At 30.9% G+C, this 13848-nt stretch carries 13 protein-coding genes and 1 riboswitch; of the genes, 9 read left to right on the top strand and 4 right to left on the bottom strand.

Going from position 1 to position 13848, the window contains the following annotated elements; translation table 11 throughout:
- Positions 1-84: 84 nt before the first annotated feature.
- The 6 genes from RSD37_RS04410 (at position 85) to RSD37_RS04385 (ending at position 9010) form a co-directional block, all read left to right on the top strand.
- Positions 85-507, top strand: a complete 423-nt coding sequence (locus RSD37_RS04410; RefSeq protein ID WP_346945489.1) for a GNAT family N-acetyltransferase — start codon at positions 85-87, stop codon at positions 505-507.
- 237 nt (positions 508-744) lie between these two features.
- Entirely contained in the window at positions 745-1311 is a 567-nt protein-coding gene (locus RSD37_RS04405; protein ID WP_346945488.1) for a histidine phosphatase family protein, read from the top strand.
- A gap of 130 nt (positions 1312-1441) precedes the next feature.
- Complete coding sequence (locus tag RSD37_RS04400) at positions 1442-2668, top strand: exonuclease SbcCD subunit D (protein WP_346945487.1); 1227 nt, start codon at positions 1442-1444, stop codon at positions 2666-2668.
- Positions 2655-6149, top strand: a complete 3495-nt coding sequence (locus tag RSD37_RS04395; protein ID WP_346945486.1) for an SMC family ATPase — start codon at positions 2655-2657, stop codon at positions 6147-6149. Before RSD37_RS04400 ends, RSD37_RS04395 begins: the two co-directional genes overlap by 14 nt.
- 285 nt (positions 6150-6434) lie before the next feature.
- Positions 6435-6848: a hypothetical protein gene (locus tag RSD37_RS04390; RefSeq protein ID WP_346945485.1), complete on the top strand. Its 414-nt coding sequence runs from the start codon at positions 6435-6437 to the stop codon at positions 6846-6848.
- Between the two features lie 509 nt (positions 6849-7357).
- On the top strand, positions 7358-9010 hold the full coding sequence (locus RSD37_RS04385) for a glutamine--tRNA ligase/YqeY domain fusion protein (RefSeq protein WP_346945484.1): 1653 nt from the start codon (positions 7358-7360) through the stop codon (positions 9008-9010).
- 153 nt (positions 9011-9163) lie between these two features.
- On the opposite strand, the gene RSD37_RS04380 is transcribed toward RSD37_RS04385, so the two are convergent.
- From RSD37_RS04380 to RSD37_RS04365, 4 genes are all read right to left on the bottom strand, one after another.
- Positions 9164-9508 (bottom strand): hypothetical protein, encoded by a 345-nt coding sequence (locus RSD37_RS04380; protein ID WP_346945483.1) that lies wholly within the window; start codon positions 9506-9508, stop codon positions 9164-9166.
- Between the two features lie 236 nt (positions 9509-9744).
- Positions 9745-10083, bottom strand: coding sequence for a hypothetical protein (locus RSD37_RS04375; protein WP_346945482.1), 339 nt, complete (start codon positions 10081-10083; stop codon positions 9745-9747).
- A 53-nt stretch (positions 10084-10136) separates the two neighbouring features.
- A complete protein-coding gene (locus tag RSD37_RS04370) occupies positions 10137-10481 on the bottom strand; it encodes a hypothetical protein (RefSeq protein ID WP_346945481.1) in 345 nt (114 codons plus the stop codon).
- A gap of 158 nt (positions 10482-10639) precedes the next feature.
- Positions 10640-10789 (bottom strand): hypothetical protein, encoded by a 150-nt coding sequence (locus tag RSD37_RS04365; RefSeq protein WP_346945480.1) that lies wholly within the window; start codon positions 10787-10789, stop codon positions 10640-10642.
- Positions 10790-11635: 846 nt separating this feature from the next.
- A riboswitch (TPP riboswitch) is annotated at positions 11636-11735 on the top strand.
- Positions 11736-11948: 213 nt separating this feature from the next.
- Between RSD37_RS04365 and thiS the strand changes: the two genes are divergently transcribed.
- From thiS to RSD37_RS04350, 3 genes are read left to right on the top strand one after another with little or no spacing between them, the layout of a single operon-like run.
- Positions 11949-12143 (top strand): sulfur carrier protein ThiS, encoded by a 195-nt coding sequence (gene thiS, locus RSD37_RS04360; protein ID WP_346945479.1) that lies wholly within the window; start codon positions 11949-11951, stop codon positions 12141-12143.
- 49 nt (positions 12144-12192) lie between these two features.
- Positions 12193-12999 (top strand): sulfur carrier protein ThiS adenylyltransferase ThiF, encoded by an 807-nt coding sequence (thiF, locus tag RSD37_RS04355; RefSeq protein ID WP_346945588.1) that lies wholly within the window; start codon positions 12193-12195, stop codon positions 12997-12999.
- Positions 13000-13001: 2 nt separating this feature from the next.
- A complete protein-coding gene (locus RSD37_RS04350; protein ID WP_346945478.1) occupies positions 13002-13769 on the top strand; it encodes a thiazole synthase in 768 nt (255 codons plus the stop codon).
- Positions 13770-13848: the final 79 nt, after the last annotated feature.

Raw genomic sequence — 13848 nt, 5'->3', positions numbered from 1 at the left:
AAAAATCATTAATAAATTCACACTATAGCTAAGAGTAAATAAAGGGGAGCCACATTAATATTAATACTTAAAGGGGGAGAAGAGATGAATCTAAAAATTCAATACAATTGCTTGAATATTAATTGGGATTATGTATCTGAAATATTGAAAAGAGTTGAAATGGCTTATTTTGAAGGAGCGGTGCATAAGAAGGCCTTTGAAAATAGTCATACTGTTGTATTTGCGTTTGACGATAATAAGTTAATTGGTTTTGGTCGTGCAATTTCAGACGGAATTTACCAAGCCGCAATTTATGATATAGCAGTTCTACCTGAATATCAAGGTAAAAAGGTAGGTGCAACAATTGTTAATAGTATTTTAAAATGTATCCCTCAATGTAATTTTATATTATATGCTTCACCAGACAAAGAACATTTTTATGAAAAGTTGAACTTTAGAAAAATGAAAACAGGAATGGCATTATTTCTTAATGGAGAAAAAATGCAGACGAAAGGCTTCACTGAATAAATTCAAATCTAAAATGTTGAAAAGACCTTATTGTATGAGTTTACAATAGGGTCTTTGTTAGTATAAATAGATAACTTGATGTATAATTATATCTATAATAAAGAATTTTTAAACTAAATAAAAAGTTTTAAAATGAAGTAAATCATGAATGAGTTTTAAAAATAAACTACAGATGAAAATGATGAATAAGTAGAATAGTAAAGATATAAAATTAGTAATTGAAGTGGGGGAAATATGATGACTAAGATATATTTTGTTAGACATGCAAAGCCAGATTTTTCAGTTCATGAGGATTTAATTAGACCTCTTACTGAAGAGGGATTAAAAGATAGTAAAAATGTAACAGAGTTTTTGAAGGACAAAGAAATAACTAAGGTTTATGCAAGCCCATATAAAAGAGCAATAGATACAGTTAGAGGTTTAGCAGATAAATTAAACCTAGATATTATAATCAAAAATGATCTTAGAGAAAGAGCCGTATCCGAAGAATGGATTGAGGATTTTAACGCTTTTTCAAAGGGACAATGGGAAGATTTTAACTATAAGCTTCCTAAGGGAGAATGCTTAAAAGAAGTACAAGAAAGAAATGTACAAGCCTTGCAGGAGATATTAAAGGAAAGTTGTGGTAATAATATTGTAATAGGAACTCATGGTACAGCTTTAAGCACAATAATAAATCATCATAATAAAAGCTTTGGATATGATGAATTTAATAGAATAAAGAATATAATGCCATGGATTGTTGTCATGGAATTTCAAGGACAAAACTTGGTTAATATTGAGGAAATGAGTTTAAATAAATAGATTTTGATTTTGAACTGTGGTTTAGTACTCTATTGAAATTGGTGTAAATATTATCTTAGGGTAATGTCATAACCAACACTTTTTTTTATAGGGACTAACTCGTAGTAAACAGTAGAATGGGGGAAGTTAATTGAGAATATTACACACTGGAGATTGGCATCTAGGTAAAAATCTAGAAGGTCAAAGTAGAATGGATGAGCAGGAAGAATTTTTAAGTGATTTTGTTGAGATGGTGGAGACAAATAATATAGATTTAGTTATTATTGCAGGAGATGTTTATGATACAAGCAATCCTCCAGCTAGAGCAGAGAAAATGTTTTATGATACTTTAAAGAAACTTTCCAGAAATGGAGAGAGACTAACTTTAGTAATTGCAGGAAATCATGACAATCCGGAAAGACTTGTGGCAGCTGGACCTCTTGCTATGGATCATGGAATTATTATGGTTGGAACTCCAAAGATGGTGGTACAGCCAGGAGTATATGGAGAACATAAGCTAGTTAACTCAGGGGAAGGTTTTATTGAAATAGAGATAAATGGTGAAAAAGCAGTTATTTTAACAGTACCTTATCCAAGTGAAAAAAGATTAAATGAGGTTCTTTATGATGGTATGGAAAGTGAAGAGGGAAGACTAAAATCCTATAGTGAAAGAATATATGAATTATTTAGTTCTTTAAAAGAAAATTATAGAGGAGATACAATTAATTTAGTTGTGTCTCATTTATTTGCAATGGGTAGTGAAGAAAGTGGATCAGAGAGAAGCATTCAACTAGGGGGAAGCTACATTGTTAATGGAAGTTGCTTTCCAAAGGAGGCTCAATATATAGCCCTCGGTCATGTTCATAAGCCACAAATGGTACCGGGTACTGATAAAAGAGCAAGATATTCAGGTTCTCCACTTCACTACAATAAGAAGGAGATTAATTTTCAAAAGAAATGTTTTATTGTAGATGTAAAGGCAGGAGAAGAAAGTAATATAGAAGAAATTGATATAAAGGTTTATAAGCCTATAGAGATATGGAAGTGTAATGGAATTGACGAGGCAATCTTAAAGTGTGAAGAAAATAAGGATAGAGATTGCTGGGTATATCTTGAAATTTCTACAGATAGATATATAAATGAAGATGAAATTAAGAAGATGAAGAGTTTGAAAAAAGATATATTGGAAATTATGCCTAAAATCATAGGTGATGATGAAGAAAGTGAAGAAACTACTAGCCTTTCTGAGAAATCCTTTCAGGATATATTTAAGGAGTTTTATAAGAAAGAAAGAGGAGTAGAGGCAGCTGAGGAAGTTGTAGACTTACTTCTATCTATAATTTCAGAAGAGGATGGTGGACATATTGAGACCAATTAGTCTTAAAATAAAGGGATTAAATAGCTTTAATGAGGAGCAATTTATAGATTTTGAAAAGCTAACAGAGGAAGGCTTCTTTGGGATTTTTGGACCAACAGGAAGTGGAAAGTCTACTGTTCTTGATGGAATAACCTTGGCACTATATGGAGAAGTTTCAAGGAAGAGTTCTAACTTTATAAATACAAATTGTGATACCTTGGCTGTAAGCTTTAAATTTCAAATTTCAGGGTCAGAGGTTAAAAGATATGTAGTTGATAGAGAGTTTAAAAGAGATAAAAAAACAGGAAATCCTCAGTCAGGAAAGTGTAAGATTGTAGATATAACTGGTGATGAACCTAATGTTTTAGCAGATAAGGTTAAAGAAGTTACAAATACTTGTAAGGAAATTATAGGTCTTAGTTTAGAGGATTTCACAAGAACTGTTGTATTACCTCAAGGTAAATTTAGTGAGTTTTTAAAGCTTGAAGGTAAATCAAGAAGAGAAATGCTAGAGAGATTATTTAATCTTCAAAAGTATGGTGATGATCTGGCTAGAAAGTTAGGTAGTGAGATAAGTAGGGAAAAAACAGAAAATAGTGTGCTACTTGGAGAACTTAAAGGCTATGAAGATATAAGTGAAGAAGTGTTAAAGTTAAAGGAAGAAGAACAGCGGGAAGCAAAGGAGAGTTTAGAAAGGGCTAATAAAGATTTTAAAATAATTGAAAAAGCCTTTGAAGAAGGAGAAAAACTTTGGAATCTTAAACTGGAGCTTCAAGGATATAAAGATGAAGAAAAGAAACTTAGAGACATAAGTGAAGATATAGAAAACCATAAAAATACAGTAAAACTTGGAGAAGCAGCTGCTAAGGTTATGCCTTATATAGAGTCCTATGAAGGAACTTTAAAAGAGATAGAAGCTTCCAAGGTAGAGTTAGGGAAATTAAAAGCTAGCCATGACGGTTTAACAATTGAAAAAGATAAGATTAAAAAGGATTGGAATCTATGGAGAGAGAAAAAAGATAGCGAACTTCCTATTCTAAGAGTAAAGGAAGAGAAGATAAAGGATGCTATATTAGAGGAGAAAAATATAAGAGTTCTTCAAGATGAAATAGATAATTTAAAATCTAATATTAAAAATATAGAATGTAATGAAAGAAAAACTGAAGAAGATATAACTGCTATGGGTCATAGAATTCTTAAGGGTGGAGCTGTGATTAAGGAAGCAGAGGAGAAATTTGAAGCTTTAAAGATTGATAGTGAATTAAAGGAAAAAGTTCAACAAGGTATTAGATTTAGTGAAAAATCCAATGATCTTAAATTTTTGGTGAAAAATAATAAATCTAAAATTACAAAGCTAGAAAAAGACATAGAGGATGGAAATTCAAAAGAGAAGTTATCTACAGAAGTCCTTTATAGTAAGGTAGAGTTACTAAAGGCTAAAAAAGAAACCCTTGAGGAATTAATAAAAGCATGTCCTGGAGAACAAACAGATCTGTTAATTCTTCAAAGAAAGTTATCAGAAAGCAAAGATAAATGGCAGAGATATGAGGTGGCATTTAAAGATATTGAAGCTTCCAAGGAATCCATTTTTATGTTGCAACAGGTTATAAAGAAAAACTTCATTGATAAAAAGGAGCTAGAAATTATCATCGAAGAGTTGAAAAACAAAGCTAAGGAACTTCAAGTTGAAACATTAGCTCATAGTTTAAGAGAATCACTAAATAGTGGAGAAGTATGTCCAGTTTGTGGAGCTATAGAACATCATAAAGAAAATATAAAACATGTAGAAGCTATAGATGTAAGTGAAATAGATAGTGAATTATCAACTAGGGAAAAAGCTTTTAGACAAATTGAAATGGACATAACTAGAGGTGAAACAAATCTTTTAACCTTAGAAGAAAAAGTTAAAGAAAGAACTCTTGAAATAGAAGTCCTAGGAGATGAGTTTAAAAAGATTTCTTTAGAAGAATTAGAGAAAAACTTCAAAACTTTAAGTGAGGAATTAACTAAATATATAAAAAATAAGGAAGCTTTAGAGGAAAGTATAAATAAATTAAATGAAGATAAAGTTACCTTAGAGGGTAATATAAATACTATAAAATCTGTAGTGGTAGAAAACTCTAAGCAATTAAATGAAGTAAAGGAAGAGTATAAGAAAAATAGTTCAGACCTTGATGAAATTGAAAAAAACTTGCTAATACTTAAGGATAGTACTGGAGTAGAAAATTTCACAGAGAAAAATCAGGAGATATTAAAGCGAGAAAAAGAAAGAGAAGAACTTGAAAAAAGTATCAAGGTTTACAGAGCAAAGGTAGAAGAGTTGATTAATAACAAGGAACTTTTACAGAAAAGTTTAAATAGTATAAGAGAAAACCTAGCTAAAGAAAAATCATCTTTAGTAGAAAAAGAAAAAAATAAAGAAGATAAAATTGCTAATATAAAATTAAAGGTAGGAGACGAAATAGACTTAATATCCTTATTAACAACTGTAGAACAGGATATACTAATCATAGAGGAATCCTTTGCTAAATGTGAAAAACATAAGGAAGCTATTGAAGAATCCTTTAAAGTTTGTAATGAGTCATTGATTGAAATAATGGGTAAATGTCATGAACTTGAAAAAAGAGTAGTAGTGGAAAAAGCTAATGCAGAAAATAGTTTAAGGGAAGAAGGCTTTGAAACCATTGAGCAAGTTAAGGAAAATATAATTTCTAAAGAGAAAATCCAACAGTTAAAAGAAGTTATAGAAGTATATAATCATAACCTATCAAAGATAAGTGGGGCAATAGAAAGTCTAGTTAAAAAAATTAATGGCAGAGAAATTACCCAGGAAACATGGATGAAAATCCAAGAGGATAAAGAGGTGAAGGAAGAAGAAGTTAAGTCTTTAAATGAAATAAAAATAAAGGTTGAAGAAGAAGTTAACTTTATAAAAAGAAAGCTTTCAGAACTTAAGGATTTAGCTAAGAAAAAGGAGAAACTTGAGCATAAATTAGCTTTGCTTAGTGATTTGGAAAAATTATTTAAAGGTAAAAAGTTTGTAGAATTTGTAGCGACAACTAGACTTAAATATGTTTCTATAGAAGCTTCAAAAAGGCTTAAGGAGATAACAAGTGGCAATTATGGACTAGAGGTTGACGAGAATGGTAAATTTATAATTCGTGACTATAAAAATGGTGGAGCAGAAAGGGATGCTTCAACTCTATCAGGGGGAGAAACCTTCCTAACATCTCTGGCTTTAGCCTTAGCTCTTTCAGCAGAGATCCAACTAAAGGGTACAGCACCACTAGAATTATTCTTCTTAGATGAAGGTTTTGGAACACTAGATGATAATTTATTAGAGGTTGTTATGAACTCACTAGAAAGAATTCATAATGACAAGCTAAAGGTGGGAATAATAAGTCACGTAGAAACCATAAAAAATAGAGTGCCAGTAAAGCTTATTCTTACGCCAGCAGAATCGGGAAAAGGTGGAAGTAAGGTTAAAATTGAGCGAAGTTAGGGTTAAATCAGAGTAGGTTAAAATACTATATTATTCAATAATAACCTAGACATGACCTTTTAGAAAGATTTAATATAAGTAACAATAAAAATATATAACGAATCCTATTATTTACTTGTTGTAACAAATCATCTTAGTGATATAATAGATACATTGCCATTAAAAGATTAAACCATGACTATACAACTTGGTACAGGGAATTCGAAGCTTCACAGGTGTGAAAACCTTAAGTGACAGTAAGAACTTGGTATGTGGCAAAATAAAGATGTAAAGTAGGAAAAATAAATGAGAAATGAAAGATTAGAAAAACAAATAAATAGATTAGATAATGATATGGATTGTCTTGCAGTATGTAAGAAGTTTTTATCTAATACTGATGAAATTAATGATGTAATTAAAGAGATAAACAGTAAGAGAATAGAGCTTGCTAATGAGTTATATTTTGAAGATCATGCATCATATGATGAGTGCTGTATAGAAATAAGAAACTTACTTGATAGAGAGCTTGGAAAAGAAGAGCAAGCGGAATTATTAGAAACTATAAAAGATATATACGGAAGAAAATCTCCAAATGTAAGCAAAAAAAGTCAGGGGCTTAATGCTTGGCTTAAAGAACTTAACATTGAGTACAGATGGATAGAAAAAGCAGATTCAGATTGGGCTGGCTTAATCATGAGCGGATTTGGATTACACGACTAATAACTAATTATAATTCCCTACGCAATTTTGTGTAGGGAATTATTTTTTAATATTAATTTATAAATTGGGGAATAAATATATATAAAGGTATTGACAAAATAAATATATTTACATATATTATATATAATACAAATAATAGCTATGATGAGAAAAGTAGGTATATATATTCTTTTACAGAGAGTTCCAGTAGCTGAGAAGGAACATGGAAGTATTTATTGAAACAAGTCTCTGAGCTTCATACGGATCCTTTATGTTAGTTTTTAAAGCTTTATGCTTAGTTATTCAATAGGAATAATAAATGGATACTATTAAAGGTGATGCTATGACGTGAGTTCACGTTACAGAACTAGAGTATAAGTATTATTTTAATACCGTACTTGAAGAGGTGAGTATGGCAACATATTAACGAATTTGGGTGGCAACACGGAAGTATAACTCTCGTCCCTTAGACTGAAAAGTCTTTGGGTCGGGAGCATTTTTTTTGCGATAAAAATAAAGGGGCTGAAGTTATGTGTAATGAAAAAGAAAACTTAAATTTTGTAGACAGATTAGTTAAGGAAGATATAAATGAGGGGTTATGTGAAGAAATTCATACTAGATTTCCACCAGAACCAAATGGATATCTTCATATTGGAAGTGCCTATGCTATTAATATAAGCTATGGTATTGCAAAGAAATATAATGGAAAATTCAATTTAAGATTTGATGATACAAATCCAGGTAAAGAGGATCATGAGTATGTAGAGTCCATTATGGAGGACATGAAGTGGATGGGTTTTGACTATGAAGATAGACTTTTTTATGGGTCTGACTATAGTGAAAAAATCTATGATTATGCGGTGTATCTAATTAAAAAAGGTAAGGCTTATATTTGTCATCTAACTAGTGATGAGTTAAGAGAATATAGGGGAACTTTAACTACAAAGGGGAAAAATAGTCCTTATAGGAATAGGAATATAGAAGAAAACTTAGAGCTCTTTGAAAAAATGAGATCAGGAGAATTTAAGGAAGGAGAAGCTGTACTGAGAGCAAAGATTGATATGGAAAGTCCTAATATGAATATGAGGGATCCTGTTATTTATAGAATATCCTACACACCTCACTATAGAAGTGGAGATAAGTGGTGTGTCTATCCTATGTATGACTATGCTCATCCAATTCAAGATTATATAGAGGGAATTTCACACTCCCTATGCTCAAATGAATTTAAGGACCATAGACCACTATATGATTGGGTTTTAAAGGAATTAGATTTGAAAGCTCCAACACCAAGACAAATAGAGTTTGGAAGAATGAATTTAAGTGGAGTTGTTACTAGTAAGAGATATTTAAAAATGTTAGTAGCTAGTAATGAAGTTCATGGATGGGATGATCCGAGACTTCCAACCATAAAGGGTATGAGAAGAAGAGGCTACACTAGGAAGGCAATTTTAGATTTCCTAGATGAAATTGGAGTAGCAAGAGCAGATACTATGGTAGATGTGGCTATGCTTGAGAATTCACTAAGACAAGATTTAAAGACAAAGGTTCCATCAATAATGGCAGTTCTAAATCCAATAAAAGTAGTAATTACTAACTTAGAAGAGGATTATATAGAACATTTAGAAGTTGAAAATAATATGGAAAATGAAAATTTAGGAACTAGGGAAATGCCTTTTACTAAAGAATTATATATTGAGAGAGAAGACTTTAGTGAGAATCCTCCTAAAAAATATAATAGGTTGGTACTTGGAGGAGAGGTTAGACTTAAGGGAGCGTATTTCATTAAATGTAATGAGGTTATAAAAGATGAAGCTGGAGAAATAATTGAGCTTAGATGTACCTATGATCCGGAAACTAAGAGTGGAAGTGGCTTTACAGGAAGAAAGGTAAAAGGAACTATTCACTGGGTTAGTGAAACTTATGGTGTGCCTTGTGAAGTTAGACTATTTGAAAATTTATTTAATGAAGCTCCATCGGGAGATAACTTATTTGAGTTTATAAATAAAGATTCTTTAGAGATAAAGATCAATGCAATAGTTGAACCAGCAGCCTTAAGACTAAATGATGAAGGTAGATTCCAATTTATGAGACATGGTTATTTTATAAGAGATAATAAACTATCTAAGGATAAGCTTGTATTTAATAGAACTGTGTCATTAAAGAGTTCTTATAAGAAATAGGAATATTTCACAACACCCATTAATAGGTAAAGTTTTGGGAAGGAATGAAGTCACAGTATAAGTTATTTAATAAAAAAATCCAGAGAAATTTTCCTGGATTTTTTTTATAGGGCGTAAGACGAGTAGACATTTAATATTGCAATTAACATAAATTTATTTTGGTGCAGTACTGATGTAAATTTCTCCTTTCCCAAAAATAATTACAGAGTCCCCTTCTATTAAAGTTCCTTCGCTGTAAGTAGAAGCAGAAGTAAATCTTTTAGAAAACCTTGCTATAGTATTGCTGTCAATTACATATACGTATACCACTGAATCGGGAGAGACTAATTCCATGCTACATTTACCAGGTTTAATAGCACCTGCACCAGTTTCACTAACTTTATATATACCCTGTTTAAGTACATTAGTATATGGTACTTTAGTGCTAGCTGATGCTGATATATTTAGTGTAGTTGTAATCAAGAGTATTAGGATAAGAATTTTAGCAAAATTTTTCATAAGAAATTCGATCTCCTTTTAAATTAATTATTAAGTTTATTTTGTATATAAATTTAAGTTTGTATTCTTAATTATTAAATATAGGTATAGCTTATATTTAATAAAATAGTTATGTCTGATTTTGAGATTAACTCTTTTGAGAAAATATAGAACGAATACGTTAGCTGTTTTAGTATATATAAAGTATAGGACCTGTAAAAACTTTGTGTAAACTGAACTTTGGAATTAACACAAAGTTACATTGGTGCATTACTTATGTGAATTTCTCCTTTCCCAAAAATAATTACAAAATCTCCTTCTAGTAAATTTACTTGGGAAGAAGGAGACGTAGCAGAAAATTTTTTAGAAAATCTTTCGATAGTATTCTTATCGATTATATATACATATACCGGGGAATCGAGAGAGACTAATTGAAATTTAACTTTACCAGGTTTAATAGCTCCGGGACCTGTTTCACTATATATACCTTGTTTAAGTGTATTAGTATATGGTAATTCACCATTAGCTGATGCTGATATATTTAGTGTCATTGTAATCATAAGTGCTAGGATAAGAACTTTAGTAAAATTTTTCATAAGAAATTCAATCTCCTTTTAAGTTAATTATTAAGTCTATTTTATATAAAAATTTACATTGGTGCAGTACTGATGTAAATTTCTCCTTTTCCTAAAATAATTATGTAGTCCCCTTCTAATAAGGTTCCTTTGCTATGTGGGGAAGTAGAAATAAATCTTTTAGAAAACCTTTCAATAGTATTGCTATCTATTATATATACGTATACCACAGAATCAGGAGAGATTAATTCAATTTTACATTTACCAGGTTTGATATTACTTCCTCCAGTTTCACTAATTTTATATATACCCTCTTTAAGTATATTAGTACAGGGTACTTCAGTACTAGCTAATGCTGATGTATTTAGCGTAGCTATGATTAAGATTGTTAGGATAAGAATTTTGGTTAAATTTTTCATGGGAAATTCAATCTCCTTGTTGATAAAAAATCCAGAGAAATCTCTCTGGATTTTTTACTTTTTTACTTTCTATTTTTTAGGGTTATATTTAGACAAACTATTGAAATCGGCAGAATAATATAGGGCATTATATCATTTATAGTATTCCTAGGATTATTTTAGAAGTGGCTACTTACTTCTTCTCTTTCAATTCTTTTTATATCTTTTAATCTTAGGTGGGTTTCGTCCATAATTTTATCATAGGATTCACCATCAATAAGCATTTGTTTTGCTTTATTATAGTTTTCTACAGTTGCTTCAATCTTCATAAGAATCTCCTCCTAATAATATTTTTATCATTACTTATTTTGTGATTATAAAGGAAATCTATTCATGAAAATAATAACAATATTTGGATGAATAATATTATTGTTAGTTTAAGAATTGTGACTTAGTCACTTAATTTCATTATCAAAAGAGTTATATTATATATAAGGCATCTTCAAAAAATAAATAAGTCAATCTCCTAGGCTATTTTGAGTGATACGTCGTCAGCAGAACCCTTAGATAGTTCTACTATCTGCGGAACCTGCTTCCTTGTCTAACTCAAAATATCCTTCGCATCTTTGACTTATTATTTATTTTCAGATGCCTAAGAATTAAAACAGTATTAAATTAAAATATATTTTAACAATTGTATTTTTAAAGTGTGAAAAATTGAAGTTAAAATAAGCTTATATGGAAGGAGTATATTTGATGATTAGAATTACAGATAAAGCAAGGGAAGCGTTTAATGAAAAGAATAATGAGTCCAATGGTAGACTTATGATTAGAATAGCAATTTCAGGTTATGGATGAGGAGGCCCAAGTTTAAAAATAGTTCTGGATGAACAAAAAGGTGAAGAAGATATAATTATAGACATAGACGGAATAAAGGTTATTTATGACAATAGCTTAAATCCATATGTGAAAAATATTATAATAGATTACTCAAGCGTTTGGGTAATTGGAGGTTTTTTAATAAGAGGTGGCGGACGAGGATGCTGCTAACTATAATGTAAATATATAAATCCTATGATATTTTTAAATATTTAAAAAATAATTTTGAAATCAAAGATTAAATTACTATTATAGTTGAATTCGTAAATATATATTGATACAATATTATTAATTTAATAAATAGCTAGGGGTGCCGTTTTGGCTGAGAGGGATAGTTCCTAACTCTAAGAACCTGATATGGTTAATACCATCGGAGGGAAGCAAATTAATATATAGTTATACTATTGTATTGGAATTAATGAGCTTGCTTTATGCAAGCTCTTTTTTTAACTTAAACTCCAATTTTACATTTGGAAAGTTAAAGTTACTTCTTACCACCTAGCAAAGTTTTTGTTAGGTGGATTTTTATTACGTAGAAATTTAAATTTTCATGGATGAATAGGCAAGAGAAAATATTGTTTTATATTTTATTTGAAAGAAGGTGAAAAAATGAAGGTTAACGGAAAAGAGTTTTCAAGGGATGGAATTAGTACTATCAGTAGCTTGCTAAATAAATTAAATATTAATGAAGCTAGAGTTGTGGTGGAACTAAATAAAGAAATAGTAGTTAAAGAAGATTATTCAAAGATTAATTTAAAGGAAGATGACACCATAGAAGTTATATCCTTTGTAGGTGGTGGCTAAGAAAAGTTTAATAACATAGATGAATGGAGGGGTGCAGTTGGAAGAAAAAATTCTTATTAAAATCAACGAAGAAGAATCAGAAGTTATCTTAGGGGAATCTTGTTTTAAGCTAATGGATAAGGTTAAGCCAGACAGTGATGTTATTATATTAAATGGATTTCCCCTAGAGAAAGATAAAGAATTAAAAGCAAAAGATAGAGTTGTGTTTATAAAAAAAGGACAAATTCCAAGTGCTAAAGAGTTACAAGGATTAATGATGGCAAGGCATACTCCGGGAGTCCATGAAAAAGTTAAGAGAGCCAGAGTTGGCATTGCAGGGGTTGGTGGACTTGGTTCTAATATAGCTATATCACTGGCTAGACTTGGGGTTGGACATATTAAAATAGTGGATTTTGATGTGGTGGAGCCTTCAAATCTAAATAGGCAACAATATTTTGTCTGTGATATAGGTGAGTATAAGGTTAAGGCACTAAAAAAACAACTTCTAAATATCAATCCCTTCATTGAAATAGAAGATGTGGTGGAGAAGATAGAAAATGATAATGTAAGGGAGTTATTTGGACAAATTGATATAGTTATTGAAGCTTTTGATAATCCAAACTACAAAGCGGATCTTTGTAATACTGTATTAACTACTATGAAAGATAAAACTCTTATAGCATCTTCAGGGATGGCTGGGTTTTATTCCTCTAATGATATAACTACTAAGAAAATAACTAGTAGATTTTATATTTGTGGAGATGGAGTAAATGAAGCTAAAGAAGGATCAGGACTTATGGCACCAAGGGTAGCTATATGTGCAAATCACATGGCAAATATGGCACTTAAAATTATTTTAGGGGAAGAGGAGATTTAATTATGGCAGATATATTAAAAATAGGCGGGATAGAATTAACTAATAGATTATTTGTAGGAACAGGAAAATATCCATCTAATAAGATGATAAAAGAAGTATTAGAGAATAGTACATCCCAGGTTATAACCTTAGCACTAAGAAGAATCGATTTAGATAATAAGGAAGAAGATATTTTGTCTAACATTCCTAAGAATGTAACATTACTACCAAACACTTCAGGAGCAACTAATGCAGAGGAAGCGGTAAGAATTGCGAGAATAGCCAGAGCTATGGGGTGCGGGGATTGGATAAAAATTGAGGTTATATCAGATTCTAAATACCTACTTCCAGATAATGAAGAAACTATAAAAGCTACTGAAATCTTAGCTAAAGAGGGCTTCACAGTACTTCCATATATGTGTCCAGATTTATATGCAGGAAGAAGATTAATAGAAGCGGGAGCATCTGCTGTTATGCCACTGGGAGCACCCATTGGAAGTAACAGAGGGATAATGACTAAGGAAATTATTCAAATTATGATAGACGAACTTGATATTCCAATCATAGTTGATGCAGGGATAGGTAAACCATCACAAGCAATGGAAGCAATGGAAATGGGAGCAGCAGCCTGCCTAGTTAACACAGCAATAGCATCTTCAAAGGACCCAGCCAATATGGCTAAAGCCTTTAACTTAGCAGTGGAAGGTGGAAGACTTGCCTACTTATCTAAATTTGGATCAGTATCAAATAAAGGAAATGCATCCTCACCATTAACAGGATTTTTAGATTAAGGTCTGTTTAACCAAGTGTTGATAATAACTTCATATTATCTTCGCTAAACCGTTTCGGAACCTTGATTTACTAAAGGCT

This window comes from Clostridium sp., from assembly GCF_036646415.1.
Lineage (GTDB): Bacteria > Bacillota > Clostridia > Clostridiales > Clostridiaceae > Clostridium_J.
Note: the sequence above shows the minus strand (reverse complement) of the source record. Positions and strands in the feature narration are given on the sequence as shown.